The sequence below is a fragment of the Spirosoma pomorum genome (assembly GCF_054776615.1).
Window position 1 is genome coordinate 47,691 of sequence record NZ_BAAHBP010000003.1, and the last position, 26,001, is coordinate 73,691.

A 26,001-nucleotide genomic window follows, 5' to 3' on the forward strand; every position below is an offset into this window, starting at 1 on the left:
TTATCAGTTTTGTAATTAATCGGTATGATTTGCGCTAAGTAGAAAAGTGGACATGTCCTTAGCTTCAGTTGTTCACTGCTTGATGCGCAGTTTTAATATAGATCGGTACTGTATCACTCAACGTTAAAAAAAGAAATCTGGAAAGCCCGGTTGCAAACCGGGCTTTTGTGTTTTGTCTTCCTCTGGCGTAGTCGCCCTGGATGAGCGCCCTCATCATCTTCATTGCATCAATTTATCCGGCGTCAGGGGCAAATCCCTTATTCGTTTACCCGTTGCGTTGAACACCGCGTTGGCGATGGCGGCCGACACACCAGTAATGCCGATCTCCCCGATGCCGCGGGCGCCAATGGGGGAAATATGGGGATCTGGTTTCCCGATAAAGTGAACGTCGATGGGTGGCACATCTAGGTTGACGGGCACGTGGTAATCAGCCAGGGTTCGCACGACCGGGTTGCCCCAGCGTTTATCGTATTCCGTGGCTTCCATTAGGGCGGCCCCAATGCCGAAAATTACCCCACCGATTATCTGAGACCGGGCCGTTTTTTCATTCATGATCCGACCGACATCCTGCACGCTGGTAAAGCGTTTTACCCGGATTGTTCCCAAATCTTCATCCACCCAAACCTCGGCAAACTGAGCACCGAAGGAATGGAACGCATAGTGTTTATCGTCGCTGTTCTGCTCGGCGGGAAGCTCCCGGGGGGTACAAAAGGCGCTGGGTACGGTTAGTCCCGCCCCGGAAACCGGTTGGGTGGTCGCACAGGCGTCCATCTCGGCCCGTTTAGCCCGACTCATGATGTCGGCATAGGCGTCGGTCTTCTTCTCATCGCCGATGATGAAAAGTTTACCATCCCCGTAACCAATCTCGTTAGCGGTACGGCCATGGAGTTTTGACGAGGAGTCGGCGATCGCCAACGCGGTCAGCTCTTTCCGCAACAGGACGCAGGCTTCCATAGCGGCCGGATGAATACTCGCCGTCGTTTGAGAGCCGCCGGCCAGCGGTGCAGCCGGTAAACTTGAATCGCCAATCTTGACCTGAATCCGGTTAACGGGTACCCCCAGGGCATCGGCCGCTGTTTGCGCCAGTACGGTATAGGTTCCGGTCCCGATGTCGATCGATGCCGTCATCACCGTTACGTCCCCGCCGGCGGTCATGGACACCTTTACCGAAGCCGCGCTCCGGCCACCGGGATACGTGGCAGTCGCCATGCCGTATCCCACCAGGTATTTCCCATTTCGTTTCTGCCTCGGTTCCATACTGCGGGCCGACCAACCAAATTTCTCGGCGCCGATCCGGTAACAGTCAACCAGAAACTCGCTCGAGAAGTCATGCCCGTTCATCGGGTCCTGAGCGGTATGGTTGGCAATCCGAAACGCCACCGGGTCCATCTTAAGTTGATACGCCATCTCGTCCATGGCGGACTCCAGCGCAAAGGTGCCCGGCGTCTCGCCGGGTGCCCGCATGAAGGTCGGGGTACTCCGATCTAATTTGACCAGGCCGTAGGTGACCTCGCGCACCGGAGCTTTGTAGAGCACCAGCGATTGCTTCCCGCTTGGTTCAAAAAATTCGGTCAGGTTGTTGTACGTATCGGTATGATGACGAACGGCGGTCAATGTCCCGGCCGTATCCGTACCCAGCGAGACGCGTTGGATGGTTGCCGCGCGATGCCCGACGTTGGTCTGCATCATCTGCCGGGTGAGCGCCAGTTTAACCGGGCGGCCCGCAGCTTTGGCGGCCATGGCGACCAGCAGTGTGTGCAGCCAAAGCCCTTTGCTACCGAAGCCGCCCCCCACGAAGGGAGCAATCACGCGGACGTTCTCCTGCTGTAGACCGAGGAAATAAGCTGCAATAGCGCCGGTAAGGCCTACGCCCTGGGTAGCATCGTATAGCGTGAGTTTGTCGGCTCCTTCCCAGACCGCTACCGTGGCGTGGGGCTCCATCGGGTGATGATGTTCGACCGGGGTCGAATATGTATTGACCACCCGGTGGGCCGACTGGGCTAGCGGAGTCGCGGTCTTCCCCCCATTCACCTGGGCTTCATCCCCCATCAACTTCGCTGGCTTCTTACTGTTCGGCAGTTCCGTCTTCAGATCGGTGGCCGCTTTCTCGGCGGCATAACGCACCTTAAGTTTGTAGGCAGCCGCGCGGGCCTGTTCGTAACTCTCGGCCACAACAACAGCGATGAACTGGCCGGGGTAATGCACTTTATTGTCCTGCAGGGGCGGCAGATTCTCGCCCAGGAAAGCGGCACCCGCCTTCGCCTGCGCTTTCATGTCGAGGGGCTTTAGCTTAAGGGCATTCTTATAGCTAATCACGCTGATTACGCCGGGTTCTTTCCTGATGGCCGCATCATCAAGGGCCGTAATTCGTCCTTTGGCAATCGTTGCCCGAACCGGGAACGCATACGCCATAGTCGGCTGGTTGAATTCCGCAGCGTAGGTTGCCTTGCCCGTCACCTTCAGGCGGCCATCGATACGGCTGATGGGTTTACCTATTTCACTCATGATCGGATCCGTTGTCTGTTGAAGGATAGTCTTTTTCCATTCGGTTATCGGCGGCTAGCCGTCAAGTCCGTAGACCCCGCCCTGCATGGCCCCCTGTAAGGCACGCGCAATGGCATTTCTGGCCATTGCTACTTTAAACTTGTTGTGCTCCAGCGGTCTGGCGTTTTTGAGTTCGGCTTCGGCAGCTGCCCGGAAATTAGCCTCCGTGGCTTCCTTACCGATCAGCCATTTTTCAGCCACCGAGGCCCGCCAGGGCTTATGGGCCACCCCACCCAACGCGATCCGAACCTGTTTGATCTGGTTTCCGTCCAGGGCTAGTGTCGCAGCGACTGATACCAGCGCAAAGGCATAGGATGAGCGTTCCCGGATTTTCAGATAATACGAGCGTTCGGCGAAATCATTGGCCGGCAATTCGATCGACGTAATCAGTTCGCACGGTTTCAGGTTGTTGTCTTTCTCCGGCGTGTCGCCCGGCAGACGGTGAAAATCGGCGAATTCGATCGTGCGCTTCACGTTGTTTTTACCTTCTACATGCACCCTCGCATCAAGCGCTGCCAGGGCTATGGCCATATCGGACGGGTAAACCGCGACGCATTTTTCCGACCAGCCGAAAATCGCGTGGGTACGATTAAGGCCTTTCAGAGCGCCACAACCGGAACCTGGTTCGCGTTTATTGCAGGGCATATTTACGTCGTAGAAATACGGGCAGCGGGTGCGCTGATTGAGGTTGCCGCCATTAGTCGCCATATTTCGAATCTGCGCGCTGGCACCGGCGAGAATGGCCATGGAAAGCAGCGGGTAATTCGTACGGATAAGTTCGTGGTTGGCGGTGAATGAATTGGTAGCCGTTCCGCCGATGGTTACACCCGCTGCCGTCTTTTCAACGTCGGCGAGTTTTAACCGGGTGATATCCACCAGCGCCGAAGGACGCATGACATCTTCCTTCATCAGGTCGACCAGGTTGGTCCCCCCGCCGAGGTATTTTGCACCGGGATTTGCGGACACGGCGGTGATTGCCGTGGCTGGCTCACTGGCATTCGAATAGTTGAATGGTCTCATGCTTGTCGATTGCTAAGTTGGATCAGATCGTACCGTCGGCAAATTGCCAGACTTGCGCAACGGCTTTATCGCCATGCACTTCACGAATGGCATCCACAATATTGGGGTAGGCTCCGCAACGGCAAATGTTTCCCGACATGCGTTCCCGGATTTCCTCGTCGGAGAGTTTTACGGACTTGCCGGTCTGGCGCACATTGGGGGTGACATAGCTGGCTTCACCGTTTTTGGCTTCACTCATCAGCGCCACCGCCGAACAGATCTGCCCGGGCGTGCAGTAGCCACACTGGAAACCGTCGTGCTTGATAAACGCGGTCTGCATGGGGTGAAGGGTATCTTCCTTCGCCAGCCCTTCGATGGTTGTCACGGCCTTATCCTGGCAGGTAGCAGCCAGAGTCAGGCAGGACAGTACGCGTCGACCCTCAATAAGTACCGTGCAGGCACCGCACTGACCATGATCGCACCCCTTTTTGGAACCCGTCAGGGCCAGGCGTTCCCGCAAGGCATCCAGTAACGTCATGCGTGAATCCACCAGCAGTTTCTGCGCACGACCATTTACGTTGACCGTTACGTTGACGCCGTTCTCTATCCCAGTCGGGGGCGGGGGAAGTGGCGCGCCGGTGGTAGTTCGGGCCATTAGCTGCTCGATACCCAGAAGATGGGTGGCCAGCAGGCTGGTGCCGGTATAGGTGATGAGTTTAAGGAAATGACGTCGCTTTAGTCCGGCGGTGATGATCTCGCTCATCTCATCGGGCATCAGATCTTCAAGCACCTTTCGTTCGGCGTCGGTCAGATCCGGAAACTGGGGTTGGTCTTGCATGATGTATGGTTGAAAGCTAAAGATACATCTTTATTAGACCTAACAATGCCTTAGTGACCTTGTCTGACGGACTTTATTCGTAACGATAATCTTCAATGAGCTACGTTTATCCTACGCCACTATCACTAAGGGAAATGCCCAGCCTAAAATTGCATTTAGTTATTATGTAAACCTGAAAGTGTGTTGTTTGTAAAATAGTACTTTACCATTATCCGGGCTATCTTGTACATAATAGAATCGTTATGTTACTTATCCCATTTCCTTTGAAGCCGTTTTCTGGCTAATGTGTTCTATTCAAGTCTGTAAATGCACAACCACAAAGACGTTTACTCATTCAATGAGGGTTTATTTCGTCGCTTCTGGGCGTCAATCTACTTGCGGCTGGCACTACGTCTAAATTGTAACGATCGTACCCCTATATAAATAAGAAAAGGCCCTTTATGGGTTAAGTATGTCAAAATTCGCTCATACCGCTTTGGGGCGTCCCTTGCTTCATCTTTCAGTTCCTTATTCCTTTACACTAACCCTTTCCCTCATTCGACAGATGCTTCCATCTGAAACAAAGGCGCTACTACTTGAGGGACGTTTAAATGAACTCAACTCGGCGTGGGAGAGAAAAAGCAAAAAGTAGGTTTTGACGGTTAGAAAACCCGTTCAATTTTCTTGTACAGTTGATAAGTATGCCAACTGCTTTTTCTGCCCACTTGTATTCGCTAATCGATGATTAGACTACAAAGTGTTGTATACAGCATGAATGAGCTAATGAGCTATCACATGACTGCTTAGGAAAAGCTTGGCAGTCCTTGTTACGTCAACCCTTGTTTTCGTCAATGCCCATGAAGTTTGGTTACGCCCGGGTATCTACCCATGAACAGAACCTTGATCTGCAGCTTGACGCCTTAAAAGCGGCCGGCTGCGAGCGTATCTATCAGGAGAAAGCCAGTGGCAGTAATGCTGATCGGCCTGAACTACTCCGGCTCATCGATCATCTGCGAACCGGCGATACCATTGTCATCTGGAAGCTGGATCGGTTAGGCAGGTCATTGGCACACCTGATAAAATTAGTCAGCGATCTGGAAGACCAGGGAGTAGGGCTGGTTTCGTGCCGTCCGCTAAGGGCACGAAATTTTAGCCAGCGCATACGTGTAGTTACCCATCGGCGATTTGAGCTCCCAGCGCCCTTTCTTTTCGACACGCTCACCCTCGGGCCAGGTTACCGTGTCAGGGTTGAGTGTCAGCGTAAGCGTGTAGGGCTGCGTAACACCTTCGCCCGACCGCTGCCAGTTGGTTTGAATCTGATTACCTCGCATCGTTCCGGTAAGTGGTCCTCTGGCCCGATCCTTCTCAAACGGGTTTATGTCCAGGTAGCCATTTACGGTTGATCCTTTAACAACTAGTTTCAATGTGGTTGTATCCCGTTTGATGACCTGCCGGAAGCAGAGCGTATCGGTTGGGACAGCCGTGGGCCGCACTGACATACTTGAATCATCCGATCCTGAAGGGGCATCCTGAGTCCTTCGAGGCTGGCAACTCATGCTAAGCAATAGAAAGAATAATATGGTCTGAACACCTTTCATTGTATGTAACTAGTTGGTATACTAACTGCGATCTAGGGACTTCGGTTATAACAAAATGAGTTAAGCAGAAGAGCGAAAACGAAATCTGGCCTGGTGGCGACGTTGACGTTTGGTAAATAATCACCAACAAAACGTATAAACCCCTGTTACCATTTGTGTAATCTTGTATCTCAATAGCATTGCCAGATTATAGTCTAAATAAACAAGCTCGATCCATGCATCACCTCCGCCAGTTTTTGTCCTCATGGGGGACATTGTTCGCCCTCTTTATTGCGCTGGGCATCAGTATATTATCCTGCAAACCCAATGACGACAATACCCCAACCAGCCTGACCATAGCGTCAACAATTGCTAACGGGAACGGAAGTGGGACGAACCAGTTCTCACTATTAAACGCAGCATTAGCACGGACTCAGTTAAATGGGGCATTAAATCAAGCAGGAACCTATACATTATTCGCGCCAACCAACACCGCCTTTGCGCTTCTCGGCTTCACAACGGAAGCGGCCATCAATAACGCACCGGTCGATCTACTGACTCAGGTCCTGAATTACCATATTCTAAGCACCAAGCTTGAGTCTACGTCAATTGCTACTGGTGTCAACATTGCCCAACCAACGCTGAGCGGTGCCAACATTTACATTACCAAGCCCGCAACGACGACAGCCACATCAACGACGATTTCGGTAAATGGTGCTCGTATTGTGCAAGCCAACATACCGGCCAGCAATGGGATCATTCACGTTATCGACCGCGTTATGCTGCCCCCCATATTTGGTAATGTTGCTTCAACTATTGCGGCTATTCCAACAATACTGGCATTAACTGCACCGCAGTCAGTATCGGCGAATTCATTCTCGTACCTGACAGCTGCTGTAGCTAAAGCGGGAGTCGCCAGTTCGCTGACAGGAACGTCAAGTAGCGGTATTACGGTGTTTGCTCCGACTGACGCGGCTTTTACCGCATCGGTTCCTAGCCTAACCTCTGTGGCGGCCGTAAGCGCCCTGTCGGCAGCTCAACTACAGCAAATTCTGGCGTACCACATTATTCCTAACAACCGGCTTTACACACCACTGATCACAAACGGTGCCAGTCTGACAACAGCGCTGCCCAGTAGTGTTCTCACAGCAGGAACCAGTACGACCAGTGTAACGGTACTTGGCCGGGGAAATGGAACAAGCGCATCAAACGTAACGGGGGCAGATATATCGGCCACCAACGGCGTTATACACATCATTGACCGCCTATTGCTTCCTGGTCAGTAAAACGAGATCGACCTATTCGGCCATAACAAGAGCTGCCCTGATGGGTGGCTCTTGTCTGTTTTAGACGGGTGCCGTTGCTAACAAGAGGAATCATAAAGCCGCCAAAATCGTTATAAAAGACCTGATTTAACATAAAATCAACACAAACTAATCAATAGGAACCGCTCCGATTATCGGCAAGACTGTCGACCTTTGGGACTCGATTTTGCGACTACTGACGAATGGCCAAACCACAGAAAAAACTGTTTTTATTAGATGCGCTGGCGCTGATCTACCGCGCTCATTTTGCTTTTAACAAATCGCCCCGTATTTCTTCGCGGGGGGTAAATACCTCGGCCATTTTCGGGTTCATGAACGCTATGATCGAGGTCTTGACGAAAGAAAAGCCAACTCATATCGGGGTGGCCTTTGATTCGTCGAAAAAGACATTTCGTCACGAGCAATTTCCTCAGTACAAAGCCACGCGTCAGTCACAGCCCGAAGACATCAGCGTAGCGACGCCTTACATCAAGAAGATCATTGAGGCCATGAATATCCCAATTCTGATTCTGGAGGGGTACGAGGCCGATGATATCATTGGCACGATGGCCAAGAAAGCCGCGCTGGCCGATTTTGAGGTGTACATGATGACGCCCGATAAAGATTACGGGCAACTGGTAGAAGAACATGTGCATATTTATAAGCCTGCGTTCATGGGGAAACCCGCTGAGAAGCAGGGTATAAAGGAAGTACTGGAGCGCTGGCAGATCGAACGGATCGACCAGGTAACTGACATGCTGGGCCTGGTTGGAGATTCGGTCGATAACATTCCAGGAATTCCGGGAATTGGCGAAAAGACGGCGCAGAAGCTTATCGCTGATTTTGGCTCGGTCGAGAATTTGATTGCCAACGCGGATCAACTCAAGGGCAAACTGCGGGAGAACGTCATTAATTTTGGCCAGCAGGGAATGCTCTCAAAACAACTGGCGACTATCCACCTGGACGTACCGCTGACGTTCGATGAGGAGCAATTACGACATACCGAATACGACAAGCAGAAACTCGCTTCATTGCTGGATGAACTGGAATTCCGGCAGATGAAGACCCGGCTGCTCGGCGCTAACTACGATGAAACACCATTGCCGGAAGCATTCCGTGCTGGTGGTACTGGTTCGGGGCAGATGAATCTGTTCGACTCCCCCGGTGGAGAGGCACCGGCCTTTCTGCCGTTTCCAAACATGGGCATGAGTAATCCGTCGGGCGCCGACGACCTGCCGTTCGATTTCGATTCCGCCGATACGCCAGCGGCTACCCCCGCAGAACCAGCGGCCAAAACTAAAGCAAAGCGGACGAAGGGGGCAGCAGTTGCTGTAACAGTCCCCGCTTCCTCGGGTGCCGAAGCGACGCCGGACGCGGTAACGAATACGATCTCGACCGATGACAAAGTCGGGGGTGAAGTAACCGAAACGCCTGCTTTCCTGGACGTATATCCCGACTACGAAATCGACGAAAACCAGCCCGAACGCCGGAAAACGATTCTGTCGGTGAAGCATGATTACCGGCTCATCGATACCCCCGAACTACGTGCCAGTCTGCTCAAGTATCTGAATCTCCAGGAAAGTGTCTGTTTTGACTCGGAAACGACCGCGATTGACCCGGTTGAAGCGGATCTGGTCGGGTTATCGTTTGCTTACAAGGCGGGTGAAGCGTTTTACGTACCCATTCCCGCTGATCGTGCCGAAGCGCAGGCCGTAGTGGATGAGTTCAAACCAATGCTCGAAGACCCTGCTATTGGTAAAATCGGACAGAACCTGAAGTACGACTTATTGATGCTGAAGAAGTACGGCGTGAATGTACAGGGAAAGCTGTTCGATACGATGATTGCCCACTACCTCATTGAGCCGGAAATGCGCCATAATATGGACATGATGGCGATGACGTACCTGAACTACCAGCCGGTTGAAATCGAATCACTGATCGGGAAAAAGGGGAAAGGGCAACTAACGATGCGCGATGTCGATATCCAGAAGATCGTCGATTACGCCGGAGAAGATGCGGACGTTACGTTGCAGCTCAAGCAAACGTTTGAACCTCAACTGGAAAAAGATAACCTGCACAAGCTGTTTGATCGGGTTGAAATGCCACTTGTCCGGGTGCTGACCGATCTGGAACTGGAAGGGGTGGCGCTCGATACGAATGCGCTGGCCGAACTTTCCGCGACGCTGGAGACCGATATGCGGCAAGTTCAGCAGGAGATTTACCAGATTGCTGGTGAGTCGTTTAACATCGGTTCGCCAAAGCAATTGGGCGAAGTCCTGTTCGATAAACTGAAGCTGGACAAAAACGCTAAAAAGACAAAAACCGGGCAATATGCGACGGGGGAGGAGATTCTCTCCAAACTCGAAGAAGAGCACGAGATCGCCCGGAAGATTCTGGATTATCGCGAGTTAATCAAGCTCAAGAACACGTATGTTGATGCGCTACCGCTGCTGATTAGCAAGCGCGATGGCCGGATTCATACGTCATTCAATCAGGCCGTGGCCTCTACGGGGCGACTGTCGTCGGCCAATCCCAACCTGCAGAATATTCCGATCCGGACCCCTCGTGGTCAGGAAATTCGCAAAGCGTTCGTGCCGCGGGGACCGGAGTACCTGATCATGTCAGCTGACTATTCGCAAATTGAGCTGCGGATTATGGCCGCTTTCAGTGGCGATAAAACGATGCTCGATGCCTTTAACAATGGCGTTGATATTCACACGCAAACGGCCAGCAAGGTCTTTCACGTACCGATTGAGGAGGTCACGGGCGATATGCGCCGGAAAGCCAAAACCATCAACTTCGGGATCATCTACGGTATATCGTCCTTCGGTCTGGCCCAACGGCTAAAGATTCCACGCAAGGAGGCAGCCCAGATCATTGACGAGTATTTCGCGGGTTTCCCAGCGGTAAAAGACTACATCGACCAATGCATCGAGAAAGCCCGAGGTTTTGGCTATGCTGAAACCATTCTGGGGCGTCGGCGCTACCTGCGCGACATCAACTCCCGGAACCAGACCGACCGGATGTTTGCCGAACGTAACGCCGTCAACGCGCCTATTCAGGGGAGTGCGGCCGATATGCTCAAGATCGCTATGATACAGATTCACGAGTTCATGCAGGCCGAAAATCTGAAGTCGAAAATGATCCTGACGGTGCACGATGAATTGGTCTTCGACGCCCACCGCGACGAGATCGATTACCTCCGCGAGCGGGTTGATACCATTATGAAAAACGCCATTCCGATGGCCGTCCAGATGGAAACCGGCATCGGCGTCGGGGAAAACTGGCTACTGGCACACTAAGAAAAAGTACACGAATTGGTACGCCCGGCTGAAACCACTGACTGGTTTTAGCCGGGCGTTTTTGTGCCGTGGGAACAATCATTTTTCGGCGCGTGTCTCATGAGTACGATTACCGCAACGAGGTCATGACGCGCCGACAACATTTTACGATTATCCTGATTCTGGGAACGCTCTCCACAATCAGTCCTTTTTCCATTGATATGTACCTGCCGGGCTTTCCGGCGATTGCCAGCGACCTGCATACGTCCATTTCGCAGGTGCAGTTGTCGCTGACGGCTTATCTGGTCGGTATTGCGGTTGGGCAGTTGCTGTATGGTCCCTTGCTGGATCGGTTTGGTCGTAAAAGGCCCCTCTATGCCGGGTTGCTGGTGTATCTGCTGGCTTCCGTCGGGTGTGCGTTTGCTACGTCGATCGAAGCGCTGATTCTTATGCGGCTTTTCCAGGCGCTGGGGGGCTGTGTGGGGCTGGTAGCTGCGCAGGCATTGGTCCGTGATCTGTTTCCCGTGACAGAGACCGCTCAGGTTTTTTCACTACTGACGCTGGTGGTGGCTATTTCTCCGATGGTAGCGCCGACGGTAGGCGGTTACGCGACCGTAGCGTTTGGCTGGCATTCAATTTTCTTGATTCTGGCCGTTATTACGGCATTGATCCTGATCGCGATCTATTTCATTCTTCCCGACGGGCGCGAGCCTGATGCGTCGTTATCGTTACGTCCTCAGGCCGTGTTAAGTAGCTTTTTTACGGTGCTGAAACAACCCCAGTTTCTGACCTATGCCCTGGTTGGTGGTATCGCTACATCTGCACCCTTCGCCTACATTTCAGGTTCCCCCGACGTATTTATCAATCAGTACCACATCAGCGAGCAACGCTACGGCTGGATCTTTGCGTTTCTGGCGTTTGGGATGATTGGTCCAACCCAGTTGAATCGGTTTCTGCTGAAGCGTTTCAAGAGTGAACAGATTGTGTACGCAACGCTGATTTACCAGTCAATCATTAGTCTGTTGCTGGTGATTGGGACCTGGCTTGACTGGTACGGTGCCTACGGATTGATTGGGATGTTATTTCTCTTCCTGGCCGGGCAGGGGCTATCGAACCCCAATGCATCGGCGCTATCACTGGCTCCGTTTGTGCGGCATGCCGGTAGTGCCGCAGCGTTGATGGGCAGTTTTCGGATGAGTTTTGGGGCGCTTGTTTCCGGGGCAGTGAGCGTACTGCACAATAACACCGCCATTCCGATGGTTGGCGTCATGGCTACGTGCGTCCTTCTGGGGCTGCTGATTTTGCTGATTGGTCAGCGTAGAATTCAATACCGGCGTAAAGATACTGCAATGGATGAGCCGCTGACAGAAGCAATGCTCTAAATATAGAGAGCGTGCGCTAAAACGAAATTTACTGCTTAGAAATCTCCACGTAGCTGATAGTAATTGCGGTAGTTAAATTTTATAGTTAATTACTAATAAGGAGATTATACACGAGCTTGATGTATTGCGAATAACAATAGACAGATATTTATGTATTTTATTTAGAAAATTGTGTGACTTGAAACGGTGCTTGTGGTCTATAGAGTATAAAACGACAGCGGATAATAATAACTGGCTACGTTTTATAACAATCAAATTCTAACCCATAAATACAACAGTATCATGTCAAACTATTTATCTATCGACGCAGTAGAATTATCGCAGGATGAACTGAACATGGTTGAAGGCGGTACGCTTTGCCTTGTCTCTGGTCTTATTGGTGGAATCCTGGGTGGTCTGAGCTATTGCGCACCAAAGCCAAATCCTTGTGCGCCAGCGCCGAAACCAAACCCTTGCGCACCAAAACCAAAACCTAACTGCTAGTCAATCAGCAATAGTTATTATCAATAAAATTAAGTTATTTCTAATCAGGATAACGACTTAAATAAAGGGGTCCTTGCGCAACGTGCTTTGCACCGCAAGGGCCTTTTTATGCACCTTATATTATAAATTTACGTATTGAGAAAAATGTAAATTCACTGTAAAGTTTTTTATATAGTTAGTAGAAAAAAAGACAAAAATTAGGTTTTATAGACGATAATATAGTTTGAATAGTGAGTAAGAAGTTTCCGTTTTATCGGCAATTAGATTTAGTTGATTGTGGGCCTACATGTTTACGAATAATTAGTAAACATTATGGTAAATCATTCCCGCTTGAATACCTACGTGATAAATGTTTTATTCGAAAAACAGGCGTTACGCTTGCTGGTATCAGCGATGGGGCGCAGGCAATTGGCTTCCGCACGAAAGCGGTTCGAATTACCCTGGCCGTCCTGCTAACCGACGCACATAAACCCTTGATCGTATATTGGCAGCAGCGCCATTTTGTGGTCGTTTATGGAAGTACGAAAACGCATGTTCTGGTAGCTGATCCGGCACAGGGGCTCATCAGATACGATCACGCGGAGTTTTTGAGGGGCTGGACCCAACAGCCCAACAATCAAAATGAGCCCGGTATTGCGCTGCTGCTGGAACCAACTCCCGCTTTCTACGAGGACTCCGACGAGCATAGTGAAGGCATTCGCTTTTCGTATTACTGGAATTATTTGCGACCCTACCGCCGGTATCTGGTGCAACTCGGGATTGGTGTCGTGCTGGGGGCGCTCCTGACGTTTATTATTCCGTTCATGACCCAGGCCATTGTCGACCGGGGGATTGAATACCAGGATATTGATTTCATCAATCTGATCCTGATCGGTCAGCTTACTATTTTCCTGTGTCAGTTGATCACCGACTTTGTTGAGCAGTGGATTCTGATGCACATTAGCAGCCGGATCAATATTACGCTGATTTCTGATTTCCTGGCCAAACTCATGCGGTTACCAATCTCATTTTTTGAGACACGTAACGCGGGGGATGTGCTCCAGCGCATCGACGATCATGTCATCATCGAACGGTTCCTGACCAGCTCGTCGCTGAACGTTGTTTTCTCTCTCTTCAACATGCTGGTATTCGGGGTAGTACTGGCTGTCTATGACCTTACCATCTTTGCCGTGTTTGCTGTCAGTACCGTAGCGTATCTGGTCTGGATGCTGGGATTCCTGCGTGCCCGTAAGCGAATTAATCTACGTCGGTTTGACCGTATGGCTGACAACCAGGTCTCGCTGCTCGAAATCGTGACGGGGATTACCGAGATAAAACTACAGAACGTCGAAAACCAGAAACGCTGGAAATGGGAGCAGGTGCAGGCTCGACTGTTCAAGCTCGGTGTTGAAGATATGCGACTAACGCAGGTGCAACAGGTCGGTATGTTCTTTATTGGACAGCTGAAGGATATTCTTATTACGTATCTGGCGGCCAAGGCGGTTATCGACGGTGATATCACCCTCGGTACGATGCTGTCTATTCAGGCCATCGTGGGTCAGGTAAATGCTCCCTTGAGTAATCTGCTCACGTTTGTCCAGACGGCACAGGACGCCAAAATAAGCCTGGATCGACTCAGCGAGGTGCATCGAAAAGAAGACGAAGATGCCCCGCAGGCCGAGCATACCCAGCAGCTGCGCGAGTGGAACGACATTACGTTCCGGAACGTACGGTTCTCCTATGGTGGACCCAGTACGCCACCCGTGCTGAAAAATATCAACCTGACGCTGCCCCGTGGTAAAACGACGGCCCTCGTGGGGGCTAGCGGAAGTGGCAAAACGACCCTGATGAAATTACTGCTGAAATTTCATGAGCCGACGGGCGGGGAGATTACCATCGGCCAGCAGCGACTGAACACCATTCACAACGGCTGGTGGCGTGAGCAGTGCGGAGTGGTCATGCAGGAAGGGTTTATTTTTTCGGATACACTGCTACAGAACATTATTGGCAACGACGAACGACCCGACAACGATTTACTGAACTACGCCGTTTTTGCGGCCAACCTACCGGAGTTTATTCAAACCTTACCCAAAGGCATTACCACTAAAATCGGGAATGAAGGAGTAGGGCTGAGCGTTGGGCAAAAGCAGCGAATTTTGCTGGCACGGGCCATCTACAAAAATCCGACCTTCCTGTTTTTCGACGAAGCAACGAGTGCTCTGGACGCTAACAATGAGAAGGTTATCATGAATAATCTGGCTGAGTTTACGCAGGGACGCACCGTACTGGTGATTGCGCATCGGCTAAGTACGGTACGGGATGCCGATCAGATAGTGGTACTACACAAGGGCGAAATTGTCGAAGTCGGTACGCACCTTGAACTCGTAGAGAAACAAGGGTACTATCACACACTAGTGAGTAATCAGCTGGAATTGAGTCGTTCATGAGGATTTTCTTCGGAGTTTTTAGTGACTGCTCGGCTACCTTTTGTAGACAGACCATGGTCCAAGGGTGGGCCGGTTTTTTCCTGTTGTTGATTGCTCAGACCGGTTGGGCGCAGAATCACCTTTCTCTGACCGATGCGTTACGGTATGGGGCACAATACAACGTCGAATTACAAGTGTCCATTGGACGGGAAGCGATCGCCGTCAGCAACCAGAAAATTGGGTCACCGGATCGCCGGCCCGTCGTTGATGTCGTAGCCGGCCAATATAATTACGCTAACAAATACGATACGCCGACCAGTTTTGTGCGGGGGGTGTATCAGGATAATTCAGTAAATGGCGGCCTGAATGCCAGTTGGTTATTGTACAATGGAGGTCGGGTCGCCATCGGGCAAAGGCTGCTTGATCAGCAGCTTCAACAGGCAAAACTTCGCACATTGGCTACCCGACAGTCAGTGAATCGAACTATTATCGGGGCGTATTACCGGGCGGTAGTTGAAAGTGAAAAACAGCGCGTTCGGGCCGAAGCGGTGACTTTATCAAAAGCCCGGTGGCTGGATATGAAGCAGCAGGACCGCTTGGGAAAAGCCAGCTTGTTTGACGTATTACAAGCCGAAAACTTGTTTTTAACTGACTCAACGACCCTGTTGCAGCAGGAAATCGCTCAGCAAACGGCGTATAACGACCTGCATAAAACGATAGGCTGGAGTCGCTTTGATGCGCTGGTACTAACGGACAGCCTGAAACCAAATCCGCAACCACCTGCCTTTGCTAATCTGCCCGGTAAACTGCTGAGTTTGAATTACACGCTACGGGGCCAGCGCGTAGGTTCACAGATCCTGACGGCCGATCGGCAACTTCGGCAAACGGCCTTGCAACCAGTTATAAGACTGAATGCCTCCATCAACCACAGTTTTACCAGTACTAAATTCCCTGACTTCCCTCGGATTGACGGGAACCTGACGACGGGGCTTCCACTAGGTTTGTCGTTTGTCTGGCCAGTCGTACCCAGTCTGGACGTAAAACGGGCCATTCTGCAAAGCGGCCTGGAGCGTACCGTCGTCGATCTTGAAACAAGAGGGGCTGAACGTCGGCTGCTGGCCGAAGCAGATTTGCTGGGGCAGTCCTACCAGATGCAGGCTAAAGTTGTCGCCTTATCAGCCCGGCTAACGACCAACGCAAGTCGGAGTTTGGTGATTGCCCGTGACCGGCTGATGAACGGCTTTTCGAACCTGATTGAATACCGGACGATGCAACTAGCGTACACCGAAGCTCGGCTGAATCAGCTACAGGCTCTGTACGCCCTAAAAATTATTGAAGCGGATGCCAACGCCCTGATTGGTGCATTAAACTAACCTTTACTTATGCCACAATCCGTTCCGCCTGCTGCCCGATCGGAGGAAGTCGACGAACTGCTGACTCAAATGCCATCCTGGTCGTTGCGCTGGGGCATTAGTTTGCTGTTCGGCGTAGCGCTGCTCCTGCTTGGCCTGGCCTGGTTTATTAAATATCCGGACGTCATCAAGGGAAAAATCACCATCACGACCAACCGCCCGCCCGCCACGATTGTGGCCCGTACGAATGGCCCAATGCACCTGCTGGCAACCGATAAGTCTTTGCTGAAGGCGAATCAGGCTTTTGCCACGATTGGCGGAACGGCTCAGTACGCCGATGTACGTCGGTTGAAGACCGAGCTGGATTCGCTACGGACAATTCTGGATGGCGATCATCTGGCTGCGACGGGGGGCGCATTATCCGATGGCTTGGTTTTGGGCGAACTGCAACTACCGTACAACGCGCTACTGATGCGTTGGAAAGAATGGCAGGCGCTGGGGGTCCGGGGAACCAGCAACCAGCAGCGGAAAAATATCGTCAACGAACAAATTCGAGGGATTGAACAGATCAGCGGGCGGCTTGACCGGCAACTGGAATTACTAGAAACCGAATATTCACTGCTGCGCCGGACGTACGAAACCCGCTACAAACCCCTGCAACGCTCAGGTAGTATATCGGCCGAGCAACTGGAAGTCAAGCGGGATGAACTGATCGCTAAGTCAAAGGCTATCGAAGCCGCCCGGGCGAGCATTGCTGAAAATCAGAACCGTATCGTGGTGTTACGTAGTCAGAAAGCCGAGTACGACTTTGATCAGACGGATCGGCAACTGGCCGCCCGCAACAGCCTGCGCGACGCATTCACCAGCCTATTGAACGCCATTACGACCTGGGAAACGACGTACGTACTCCGGACCCCGATTGCCGGGCGGCTGAACTACCTGAATTTTATGCATGAAAACTCGTCGGTGGTGACTGGGCAGGAGGTGGCCGGAGTGGTTCCCGACGCGCCCGGACAAACTGGAGCCGCCGTACCCGGCCTGAACAGCCCCTACGTTGGCGAATTGTTTATTGAACCGTCCGGCTCGGGAAAGGTAGCTGTAGGACAGTCGGTTAATATCACTCTGACAAGCTACGGTAAAAAGGAATTTGGTATGTTACGTGGCCGGGTCGCTACGGTAGCCGACATCAGCACAACCCTGAACACGGGTGGTCAGCCGCAAACGGCGTACAAGCTTTACGTCGTTTTACCCAATGGGTTGACAACGACGGTAAACAAAAAGCTGACGTTTCGTTACGGTATGGGTGGTACCGCCGAGGTCATTACCAAGGACATTCGCGTGATCGAACGAATCTTCGATAGCATCCGCTCCGCCTTTATCCGGTAATTTGTACCGTTTCCGGCTGGTTGGCGACAGTAAGTTGAAATACGTCCGGGCGGGCGTAGTGACCCACGCAATCGAAGTCCAGTTTGCTTTTCGCCAGTAGAGAAAAATCCAGTTCAGCGGTCAGCAGCCCTTCCTCATTCCAGAGCGGCCCTGCCAGCACCTCACCTAAGGGAGAAATAATTACGCTACCGCCCGCACTCATAATCTCGGGTTCATCCGCCAGGTTAGCCTGATAGCGTTCTGGGTAATCGGATTTGCGAACGAACTGGTTGCTGGCCAGCACAAAACAGCGGCCTTCCAGGGCAATGTGTTGCATGGTCGATTGCCACGAGGGCCTGGCGTCAGCGGTGGGAGCCAGGTAGATCTCAACTCCTTTCTGGTAAAGAGCCGTTCGGGCAAGCGGCATGTAGTTTTCCCAGCAGATCAGTCCGCCAATCCGGCCTAGTTCAGTCGCAAAACTCACCAGTGTACTACCGTCGCTTTCGCCCCAGATATAGCGCTCCAGACCCGTTGGTTTCAATTTACGGTGCTTGCCAAGCAATGAACCATCGGGGCCGAAATAAAGCAGCGAACAGTGTAATGTACCGCCGATCGGTTCTTTCTCGGTAATACCCAGGGCAACGAAAATTCCTGCTTTCCTGATAGCGTCCTGAATCCGGCGAATGGATTCGCTGTCGAACTCGACGCTGTTTTCCCAGTAATCGAGCCACATGTCTCGACTCTTGTCGGTACGTTGGCCAACAATCGCATCGAAACGTAACCCACGTGGATAGCAGGGAATAAACGATTCTGGAAATAACAATAATTGGCAGTTTTGGGCGGTTCCCCGCGCAATCCAGTCAATGACAGTATCGATGCTTTTTCCCTGGTCGAACAGGGCCGGCGTGGCCTGCACAACTCCCACATTGACGAGTTTATGAGTCATACGACGAAAATACGTAGTTCACTCTGAATACATGAGCGACAAACTGGCGATAAACAATCTTTAACTCCTGAATTGAACCGGTAGAACCAAAATGGTCCGTTGGTCAAGTTTTTGTACTATGCGCTAAAAATATTGTACCTTAGGGTCCCGTAATTTCCGATTGACCGGGTAAACAGCGAGGGGCGTTTAACACAACCGTACGTTCATGCAACGAGTCGTTCTTTGGCTGGTATTAGCCTTGTTTATGCTGCCTGCACTCGTTACCGGTCAGAATCTTGTCCCAAACGGGAATTTCGAAACGTACCAGCACTGCCCGGAGCAAAATAACCTGCTGTTCGAAGCGGCCCCCTGGTATAATCCCACAAAAGCGACGCCTGACTTTTACCACAAATGCTTTGCCGGTAGTCCAATGCAACTGACTCCACACTCGGGGCAGGGATTAGCGCACTTATTTTTTGATCAGGGATGGCTGGAGTATATGGCCGTACGGCTAACCGAGCCATTGAAGGCCAACGAGTGCTACCAGTTCGAGATGTACGTCGCCACTGATATTGTGAATAAATACATTCCCGGTACGCTGGGAGCGTATCTGTCGACGCAGCCCATCACGAGTGGATCGACCACCTTACTGGCGGCTAATCCGCAGGTGCTGGATAATACAACCCGCGATAACGTGTCTCGGCTCCAGTGGAAATCTGTTTCGGGGCAGTTTACGGCGAGCGGTGGCGAAGAATACGTAACGATCGGAAGCTTTTACAAAGAACCGCCGTTTCTGGGGTACTATTACATCTACGTCGATGATGTCTCACTGCGTAAAGTGACCCTTGATCTGGGAAAAGACACGACTCTCTGTAGTCGGCAGAGCACGTTTCGGTTAGACGCGACAACGCCCGGCGCCGTGGATTACCGCTGGAGTGATGGTAGTTCGCAGCCGACACTGCTGGTGACCAAACCCGGTAAGTATTCGGTGACAGCCATTACGGGGTGCAAAACACTGACAGATGCCATACAGGTAGACTACGCCATTGATCTGGAACTGGGACCCGACACGACCATCTGCGAAGGACAAATACTGAAGCTGGCGGTTCCGACGAATGCTGCGGCTACCTACCGCTGGCAGGATGGTAGCGGTGGATCGGACTATACGGTAAGTCAGTCTGGTCAGTACCGGGTTACGGTGTCGCGGGCGGGTTGCGCCGTGACCGACTCGGTTCAGGTACGGTACGTACCAAAACCCACGTTGGAACTGGGCCCGGACCGGGAACTCTGCGGAACGCAGACGGCTCGGCTACAGCCAATGATCAAATCCGGTACGTTCCGCTGGCTGGATGGCTTTGCCGACCAGGAACGCGTTGTGAATCAGAACGGAGTTTTCCGGGCAAGTGTACAGAACGACTGCGCCACGGTGACTGATTCGGTAGCGGTGGACTACGATGCCTGCGACTGTCATCTCTACGCGCCCAATAGCTTTACGCCGAACCGGGATGGTGTTAACGATCAGTTTCTGATTTACGGGTGCGGGGCCATTACGGTCCAGTCAATGCGGGTGTTCAATCGGTGGGGTGAGGTGATTTTCGAGACGAAAAAAACTCCCTTTCAGTGGGATGGGTATTATCAGGGGCAACTGGCCGAGTCCGGTCCTTACGCCTGGCAGATCGATTACGAGTTGAAGAGCCGAAATCGTACCACGGCCCACCAGCAGCAGGGAACACTGACGCTAATTCGCTGAAAGAGCGCCGTTAATTGTATCGGTGGGGTAAGATATTATAAGATTCATAGAGCCGGAAACGAATTCTGGCTTTTTGCTTTTCTGAAAGTGACGACCCGAATCTGGGAACTGATTGACTGGGGCAAGGTGGGCTCATACTACCCACAAAAACAAGAAATTACGCATGAAAAAAAGTTTGGTGCCGCTCACGATGGGCGGCTTCGGTATCGGCATGACCGAGTTCGTGATGATGGGGATTTTGCCCGACATTGCCAACTCGCTGCACATTTCTATTCCTGTGGCGGGACACCTGATTTCGTCCTACGCACTGGGGGTCGTGCTGGGGGCACCCATTCTGGTAGCCATCGCAGGTAACTATCCGCCCAAGAAAATTCTGCTGGGATTGATGGCGATGTTTACGTTCTGTAACGCCCTGTCGTCGTTCGCGCCCAACTACGAGATTATGATGATTACCCGGCTGCTGTCGGGATTACCACACGGTGCTTTCTTCGGCGTTGGGGCCGTAGTTGCCAGCCGCCTGGCCGGGCGCGGAAAGGAAGCGCAGGCTATTTCAATGATGTTCGCTGGTTTAACAATTGCCAACATCATTGGTGTACCGCTAGGAACGTACATTGGGCACACCATGAGTTGGCGCATTACGTTCCTGATCATCGCTGTTGTCGGCCTAATCACGATGGGCGGCATTTATAAACTGCTCCCCGATATGCCGGTCGTTGGCGAATCCAACATTCGGAAAGATCTCAAGCTATTCTCCTACGCTGAACCCTGGCTGATTCTGGGTATTACGGCGATCGGAACGGGTGGCTTGTTTGCCTGGTTCAGCTACATTGCTCCCTTGCTGACTGAAGTTGCGGGCTTCGAGAGCAGTCAGATTACGTATATTCTGGTGCTGGCTGGGGTAGGTATGGCTGTCGGTAATCTGCTATCGGGTTACGTGGCCGATCGCATTTCGCCCATAAAAGCTACCATACTGTTTCTGTTCCTGATGGTGGTTTGTCTGCTGGTCGTGTATGTCGTGTCACCCTTTAAGATTCCGTTGCTGGTCATGACATTTGTAACGGGCGCTGTTTCGTTCTCGCTAGGCGCTCCGATCCAGATTCTGATGATTCGGGCGTCGAACGGCTCGGAGATGCTAGCCTCGTCGGTAAGTCAGGCTGGTTTCAACGTCGGAAACGCGCTGGGGGCTTACTTGGGCGGTCTGCCCATCGCAGCGGGCCTGGGGTATGCGTCCCCTCAGTGGGTCGGTGCGATCATGGCGGCCTCCGGTTGTTTGCTGGCCGCTGCGGTTTATTTTCGGCAACGTAGCGTGAAGCATTACGAACTGGTGGCTGAATAACAACTGTTATAAAAATAGCAATGATGGCGGATTCTGGGTCGACACCTAGAATCCGTTTTGCATTTACGGCATCAGCGCTGCGAGCAAAAGCTGATTGATTTTCTGCCGTTCGTCCAGATTTTGTGATTGGAAATTCCGGGTGATCCATAGCTTTGGTCTCACGACCAAATCAACCTAAGCCAATGACTTTCCTGGGTATACTTCTCGCACTGATACTGGTGATCGGTTTCCTGTCCATTGTGATTGTGCAGCAGGGGACCGTGGCGGTCATCACGATCTTTGGCAAATACTCCCGCGTGCTGACGCCGGGGTTGAACTTCAAGATTCCCTTTATTGAGATCATCTACCGCCGGATTTCCGTGCAGAACCGCTCGGTCGAACTGGCGTTTCAGGCCATTACGTCCGATCAGGCCAACGTTAATTTCAAAGCCATGCTGGTGTATTCGGTGCTGAATCAGGACGAGGAAACGATCAAGAACGTGGCCTTTAAATTCATTGACGAAGCATCGTTTATGCAGGCGCTGGTCCGGACCATTGAAGGGTCTATCCGTAGTTTTGTAGCAACCAAACGGCAGTCCGAAATCCTCTCGTTACGTTCTGAAATCATTGAGCACGTCAAATCGCAGATCGACACGCTGCTCGAAAGCTGGGGCTATCATCTGACGGATCTGCAACTGAACGACATTGCTTTCGATGAGGTCATTATGCGCTCGATGGCGCAAGTGGTTGCGTCGTCGAATCTGAGGGCGGCTGCCGAAAACGAAGGACAGGCCCTGCTCATCACGAAAACGAAAGCCGCCGAGGCCGACGGGAACGCCATTCAGATCTCGGCTGAGGCCGAAAAAACAGCGTCTCAGTTGCGGGGGCAGGGTGTTGCGTTATTCCGGGAGGAAGTGGCCCGCGGTATGGCGGAGTCCGCGAAAGTGATGACCGAAGCTAACCTGGACGCGTCACTGATTCTGTTCTCGATCTGGACCGAAGCAATCAAGCACTTCGCCGAAAATGGTAAGGGCAACGTCATTTTCCTGGATGGTTCGACGGAGGGTATGGAGAAAACGATGCGGCAGTTACTGGCGGTGGAAAATATGAACGCGTCGAACGGCCCTAACCAGTCGCGCTAAAAACACAGTCCTAAACGTAGCGACCTCATGCCACCAGACGGTATGAGATCGCTACGTTTTTGCTTACATAGAATAGTATCAGTGGTGAAACTTCATGGCTTAATTCAGCGCAGTCAGCAGAGCTTGCAAAAGACGCATGAATTACCTTTGCGAAACTTGACGTTGTTCATCACCCTGATCGTCTACCATGCTCCGATTTTTCTCCGTTATAATCGCTTGTCTGCTCAGCCTGGAGGGTCTGGCCCAGTCACCTAATAAACCGTCGGGAGCAGGGGCTACCTACCAAAATCCGGTGATTGCGGGTGACTTCGCCGACCCATCTATCATTCGGGTTGGGACTACGTATTACGCTGTGGGTACTTCATCCGAGTGGGGACCTGCTTATCCAATCTACACCTCTACCGATCTGGTTAACTGGACCTACGTTGGCCCGGTCTTCAATGCACTGCCCGACTGGACAATGGGTAGCTTCTGGGCACCCGAGCTGGTCTACCACAACAACACATTTTACGTTTACTACACAGCCCGGCGGAAATCGGATAAGCACTCGTACATCGGTGTTGCGACGACCAGCGACCTACGTAAGGGATTTACGGATCATGGGCTGCTGCTGGAATGGACCAGCGAGGCCATCGATGCGTTTGTTCTCGACGATAAGGGCAAACGATTCATCACCTGGAAGGCCTATGGTCTTGATCGCGGCAAAGACATTGAAATTCTGGGAGCGGAGTTGTCGACCGACGGTCTTAAGGTAACGGGGAAAGCTTTTTCCCTACTAAAAGCCGAACGGGATACCTGGGAAGCAGGTGGGGCAGAAGGACAGGCGATTATCAAGCGAGGCCGTTATTATTACATGCTTTATTCAGGTAACAGTTGTTGTGGCCCCCGGTGTAATTACCAGGTAGGTGTCGCCCGCGCCGAGCACCTGCAGGGACCCTGGGAAAAATACGCCAACAATCCGGTGCTAACGAGTGATGAACGCTGGAAGTGCCCCGGACATGGTACGGTAGTGACGACGCCGGACAACCGCTATTTTTATTTGCACCATGCTTATCAGGGGACGGATTTTACTTTCACTGGTCGTCAGGGAGTTCTGAGTGAACTAGTCTGGGACGAGAAAAGCCAGTGGCCTTCGTTCCGGTACGGTTCTACTACCCCTGCTCAGGCCGAATCGCCTTACGCCGTCGTGCAGCAGAAAAAACATGATCAACCCGTTGATTTTCAACAGTCCGGATCGAATCCGGTTTGGGTATGGGACGTCAGTCTGCCCAAGCCTTCGTATACCGTCCAGAAGGGCCAGTTGCAGGTGACAAGCACGACGAATAAACCCGTGGGCAGTTTTCTGGGATTGGTGATCAAAGACGGGACTTACACCTTCACCGCGGATGTCAAACCAAACAGTGATGTGTTACAAAGCATATGTCTCTACGGAGATAGCGACAACGCCATTGGCCTGGGAGTCAAAAACGGTACGGTTGAGCTTTGGCAGATCAAGGAAGGTGTACGTACGGTCCTCAGTACGCAGACGATTAAGCCTAGTTCGTCACTACTTACCTTACAGCTGGACAGTCGATTGGGGCAGTTCTATTCGTTCAGTTGGCGTGAGCCGAACGGAACCTCCTCTCCCGTTAACCAGTCGCCAATCGACGGCTCCTTTCTACCCCGGTGGGACCGGGCACCCCGGGTTGGTCTGAGTGTGTCGGGACCTACCGGTGGACATGGTGCCGTGGAAAAACTTCAGATGACCTACAAGTAGCAGCGCTGATTGAAGCGATAAATCAGCACGGATTGACATGACAGATTACGTACGCAAGCTGGCTCTCACGCTCTGGGATTACCACCAGCTGAATCATACCCTGACTAAAGCAGATGCCATTTTAGTGCTGTGCAGCCATGACCTTCGGGTGGCTCAACGAGCAGCAGAGCTATTTCTGGAAGGCTGGGCTCCGTTGCTGATATTCTCCGGCGGACTGGGCGTCATTACCCGGCACATGTGGTCGGAACCCGAAGCCGAGTTGTTTGCCCGGATTGCACAGGATATGGGTGTTCCGGCTCAGCAGATTCTGATTGAGAATCAATCCAGTAACACGGGCGAAAATGTATTGTTTACCAAACAATTGCTGGAACAACGCCGGATAGAAATAGGACGATTTATCGTCGTTCAAAAGCCTTACATGGAACGCCGGAGCTTTGCTACGTTCAAAAAGGTGTGGCCTGAAAAAGACATACTTGTTACGTCCCCTCAAGATTCGCTAGACGTGTATTTAAGTCAATACACGAACCCCGCCCTGACGCCTGACGATGTGATCAATATCATGGTTGGTGACCTGCAACGGATCAAGCTTTATCCGGAGAAGGGCTTTCAGATACCCCAACCGATTCCCGAGGACGTATGGGCCGCCTACGAAGCACTGGTTCAGGCGGGCTATAATCGCCATCTGGCTTTCAGTTAGTCAAGAGCCATGGTTGTCAAAGGACCACGCCGTCCAGATGTAGGGTATTTTCCGGCTTCCTCCAGGTGTCCAGCCGGTGGCTCGAATCCTTTTCAAGCCAAGAAACCTTGCTGAAAATCGGGAACGTTGCGCGTATTATTTGTTGATGCAGATAGACCAATATTCACGCACGAATGACAAACCTGCTTTTCCCTACCGATTTTTCTATGCACACGACGGCGGCCCTGAACTGGGTTCGGTTGTTTGCCAAACAAACGGGCGCAACGATTACGTTGCTGCACGTATACCAACCCGTTGTGCCAGATACGACGCTGCCCACCGTTGGCGACCCCGGACTGGGAACGATGACCGCGCTGGAGCTGGAGGATATTGGTCGTCAGCAACTGGTAGACCTGGAGTCGACACTGATCGCTGAAGGGTTCTCCGTTAAAGCTGAGTGGCGCATTGGTTCGGTGGAGGATGAAATTCTGGAAACCGCGCGCGTGCTTCAGGTAGACCTAATTGTGATGGGCCGCAGCGATCTGAGTACGTTCTTTGACCGGCTGGCTGGCAGCTCGGTGTCGGACGTCGCGGAGGGTGCCGTTTGCCCGGTGCTGATTATTCCAACGACTGACGAGGGTGGGGCTACTAGTCCGGCTGAGATAAGAACTATCGCCTACGCCATGCAGCCGCAAACCAATCAGAGCGACGTCTCGGAACAGACCGACTGGCTGATCGACCTGTTTGGCGCTACGCTGGTGATTCTTACGGCAGATAAGCTGAAAGGCAACAACGCTGATATGATTGTGATGCAGATGTACCCACCCGGTGGATTCCTCGACAACCTGCTACACCCGAATAAAGTGAACGCACTGGTCGAAGAAGCGAAAGTGCCGCTGCTGATTTACCACGAGCCCAAATAAGTTTA

General features: G+C 52.1%; 17 protein-coding genes and 1 pseudogene. 13 read left to right on the forward strand and 5 right to left on the reverse strand.

Going from position 1 to position 26,001, the window contains the following annotated elements; translation table 11 throughout:
• Window positions 1-219 precede the first annotated feature (219 nt).
• Genes ACYVAD_RS08280 through ACYVAD_RS08290 form a run of 3 tightly spaced genes read right to left on the reverse strand, consistent with a single transcriptional unit; the run spans window position 220 to window position 4,381 of the window.
• On the reverse strand, window positions 220-2,505 hold the full coding sequence (locus ACYVAD_RS08280) for a xanthine dehydrogenase family protein molybdopterin-binding subunit (RefSeq protein WP_461139026.1): 2,286 nt from the start codon (window positions 2,503-2,505) through the stop codon (window positions 220-222).
• Between the two features lie 54 nt (window positions 2,506-2,559).
• On the reverse strand, window positions 2,560-3,564 hold the full coding sequence (locus tag ACYVAD_RS08285; RefSeq protein ID WP_461139027.1) for an FAD binding domain-containing protein: 1,005 nt from the start codon (window positions 3,562-3,564) through the stop codon (window positions 2,560-2,562).
• A 22-nt stretch (window positions 3,565-3,586) separates the two neighbouring features.
• Window positions 3,587-4,381 carry a 2Fe-2S iron-sulfur cluster-binding protein gene (locus tag ACYVAD_RS08290; RefSeq protein ID WP_461139028.1) on the reverse strand — a complete coding sequence of 265 codons (795 nt, stop codon included), beginning with the start codon at window positions 4,379-4,381 and terminating at the stop codon, window positions 3,587-3,589.
• An 836-nt stretch (window positions 4,382-5,217) separates the two neighbouring features.
• On the opposite strand from ACYVAD_RS08290, the pseudogene ACYVAD_RS08295 reads away from it, so the two are divergent.
• Window positions 5,218-5,478, forward strand: a pseudogene (locus ACYVAD_RS08295) (recombinase family protein); the annotation flags it as partial.
• Between the two features lie 15 nt (window positions 5,479-5,493).
• On the opposite strand, the gene ACYVAD_RS08300 reads toward ACYVAD_RS08295, so the two are convergent.
• Window positions 5,494-5,859, reverse strand: coding sequence for a hypothetical protein (locus ACYVAD_RS08300; RefSeq protein WP_461139029.1), 366 nt, complete (start codon window positions 5,857-5,859; stop codon window positions 5,494-5,496).
• Between the two features lie 314 nt (window positions 5,860-6,173).
• On the opposite strand from ACYVAD_RS08300, the gene ACYVAD_RS08305 reads away from it, so the two are divergent.
• From ACYVAD_RS08305 to ACYVAD_RS08330, 6 genes are all read left to right on the forward strand, one after another.
• A complete protein-coding gene (locus tag ACYVAD_RS08305) occupies window positions 6,174-7,223 on the forward strand; it encodes a fasciclin domain-containing protein (RefSeq protein WP_461139030.1) in 1,050 nt (349 codons plus the stop codon).
• A gap of 221 nt (window positions 7,224-7,444) precedes the next feature.
• Window positions 7,445-10,543, forward strand: coding sequence for a DNA polymerase I (gene polA / locus ACYVAD_RS08310; RefSeq protein ID WP_461139031.1), 3,099 nt, complete (start codon window positions 7,445-7,447; stop codon window positions 10,541-10,543).
• Between the two features lie 125 nt (window positions 10,544-10,668).
• Window positions 10,669-11,904: a multidrug effflux MFS transporter gene (locus ACYVAD_RS08315; RefSeq protein WP_461139171.1), complete on the forward strand. Its 1,236-nt coding sequence runs from the start codon at window positions 10,669-10,671 to the stop codon at window positions 11,902-11,904.
• Window positions 11,905-12,617: 713 nt separating this feature from the next.
• Window positions 12,618-14,813 carry a peptidase domain-containing ABC transporter gene (locus ACYVAD_RS08320; RefSeq protein WP_461139032.1) on the forward strand — a complete coding sequence of 732 codons (2,196 nt, stop codon included), beginning with the start codon at window positions 12,618-12,620 and terminating at the stop codon, window positions 14,811-14,813.
• Window positions 14,814-14,866: 53 nt separating this feature from the next.
• Window positions 14,867-16,165, forward strand: a complete 1,299-nt coding sequence (locus ACYVAD_RS08325) for a TolC family protein (protein WP_461139033.1) — start codon at window positions 14,867-14,869, stop codon at window positions 16,163-16,165.
• A gap of 9 nt (window positions 16,166-16,174) precedes the next feature.
• Window positions 16,175-17,530, forward strand: coding sequence for an HlyD family secretion protein (locus ACYVAD_RS08330; RefSeq protein ID WP_461139034.1), 1,356 nt, complete (start codon window positions 16,175-16,177; stop codon window positions 17,528-17,530).
• On the opposite strand, the gene ACYVAD_RS08335 is transcribed toward ACYVAD_RS08330, so the two are convergent.
• On the reverse strand, window positions 17,520-18,455 hold the full coding sequence (locus tag ACYVAD_RS08335) for a carbon-nitrogen hydrolase family protein (RefSeq protein ID WP_461139035.1): 936 nt from the start codon (window positions 18,453-18,455) through the stop codon (window positions 17,520-17,522). The genes ACYVAD_RS08330 and ACYVAD_RS08335 overlap by 11 nt on opposite strands.
• Window positions 18,456-18,660: 205 nt before the next feature.
• On the opposite strand from ACYVAD_RS08335, the gene ACYVAD_RS08340 reads away from it, so the two are divergent.
• The 6 genes from ACYVAD_RS08340 to ACYVAD_RS08365 all read left to right on the forward strand — a co-directional run bounded on the left by ACYVAD_RS08340 (window position 18,661) and on the right by ACYVAD_RS08365 (window position 25,996).
• On the forward strand, window positions 18,661-20,184 hold the full coding sequence (locus ACYVAD_RS08340; RefSeq protein ID WP_461139036.1) for a T9SS type B sorting domain-containing protein: 1,524 nt from the start codon (window positions 18,661-18,663) through the stop codon (window positions 20,182-20,184).
• 163 nt (window positions 20,185-20,347) lie between these two features.
• Window positions 20,348-21,520 (forward strand): MFS transporter, encoded by a 1,173-nt coding sequence (locus tag ACYVAD_RS08345; RefSeq protein WP_461139037.1) that lies wholly within the window; start codon window positions 20,348-20,350, stop codon window positions 21,518-21,520.
• Between the two features lie 182 nt (window positions 21,521-21,702).
• A complete protein-coding gene (locus ACYVAD_RS08350; RefSeq protein WP_461139038.1) occupies window positions 21,703-22,641 on the forward strand; it encodes an SPFH domain-containing protein in 939 nt (312 codons plus the stop codon).
• 187 nt (window positions 22,642-22,828) lie between these two features.
• Complete coding sequence (locus ACYVAD_RS08355; RefSeq protein ID WP_461139039.1) at window positions 22,829-24,397, forward strand: glycoside hydrolase family 43 protein; 1,569 nt, start codon at window positions 22,829-22,831, stop codon at window positions 24,395-24,397.
• A gap of 37 nt (window positions 24,398-24,434) precedes the next feature.
• Window positions 24,435-25,094, forward strand: coding sequence for a YdcF family protein (locus tag ACYVAD_RS08360; RefSeq protein WP_461139040.1), 660 nt, complete (start codon window positions 24,435-24,437; stop codon window positions 25,092-25,094).
• 173 nt (window positions 25,095-25,267) lie between these two features.
• The gene (locus ACYVAD_RS08365) at window positions 25,268-25,996 is read left to right on the forward strand and encodes a universal stress protein (protein WP_461139041.1); all 729 of its coding nucleotides are present in this window, start codon (window positions 25,268-25,270) and stop codon (window positions 25,994-25,996) included.
• Window positions 25,997-26,001: the final 5 nt, after the last annotated feature.

Excerpts from the sequence above, each read along its gene's own strand:
- ACYVAD_RS08280 (WP_461139026.1), bottom strand. The coding sequence starts at position 2,505 with ATGAGTGAAATAGGTAAACCCATCAGCCGTATCGATGGCCGCCTGAAG.
- ACYVAD_RS08285 (WP_461139027.1), bottom strand. The coding sequence starts at position 3,564 with ATGAGACCATTCAACTATTCGAATGCCAGTGAGCCAGCCACGGCAATC.
- ACYVAD_RS08290 (WP_461139028.1), bottom strand. The coding sequence starts at position 4,381 with ATGCAAGACCAACCCCAGTTTCCGGATCTGACCGACGCCGAACGAAAG.
- ACYVAD_RS08300 (WP_461139029.1), bottom strand. The coding sequence starts at position 5,859 with ATGTCAGTGCGGCCCACGGCTGTCCCAACCGATACGCTCTGCTTCCGG.
- ACYVAD_RS08305 (WP_461139030.1), top strand. The coding sequence starts at position 6,174 with ATGCATCACCTCCGCCAGTTTTTGTCCTCATGGGGGACATTGTTCGCC.
- polA (WP_461139031.1), top strand. The coding sequence starts at position 7,445 with ATGGCCAAACCACAGAAAAAACTGTTTTTATTAGATGCGCTGGCGCTG.
- ACYVAD_RS08315 (WP_461139171.1), top strand. The coding sequence starts at position 10,669 with ATGACGCGCCGACAACATTTTACGATTATCCTGATTCTGGGAACGCTC.
- ACYVAD_RS08325 (WP_461139033.1), top strand. The coding sequence starts at position 14,867 with ATGGTCCAAGGGTGGGCCGGTTTTTTCCTGTTGTTGATTGCTCAGACC.
- ACYVAD_RS08330 (WP_461139034.1), top strand. The coding sequence starts at position 16,175 with ATGCCACAATCCGTTCCGCCTGCTGCCCGATCGGAGGAAGTCGACGAA.
- ACYVAD_RS08335 (WP_461139035.1), bottom strand. The coding sequence starts at position 18,455 with ATGACTCATAAACTCGTCAATGTGGGAGTTGTGCAGGCCACGCCGGCC.
- ACYVAD_RS08340 (WP_461139036.1), top strand. The coding sequence starts at position 18,661 with ATGCAACGAGTCGTTCTTTGGCTGGTATTAGCCTTGTTTATGCTGCCT.
- ACYVAD_RS08345 (WP_461139037.1), top strand. The coding sequence starts at position 20,348 with ATGAAAAAAAGTTTGGTGCCGCTCACGATGGGCGGCTTCGGTATCGGC.
- ACYVAD_RS08350 (WP_461139038.1), top strand. The coding sequence starts at position 21,703 with ATGACTTTCCTGGGTATACTTCTCGCACTGATACTGGTGATCGGTTTC.
- ACYVAD_RS08355 (WP_461139039.1), top strand. The coding sequence starts at position 22,829 with ATGCTCCGATTTTTCTCCGTTATAATCGCTTGTCTGCTCAGCCTGGAG.
- ACYVAD_RS08360 (WP_461139040.1), top strand. The coding sequence starts at position 24,435 with ATGACAGATTACGTACGCAAGCTGGCTCTCACGCTCTGGGATTACCAC.
- ACYVAD_RS08365 (WP_461139041.1), top strand. The coding sequence starts at position 25,268 with ATGACAAACCTGCTTTTCCCTACCGATTTTTCTATGCACACGACGGCG.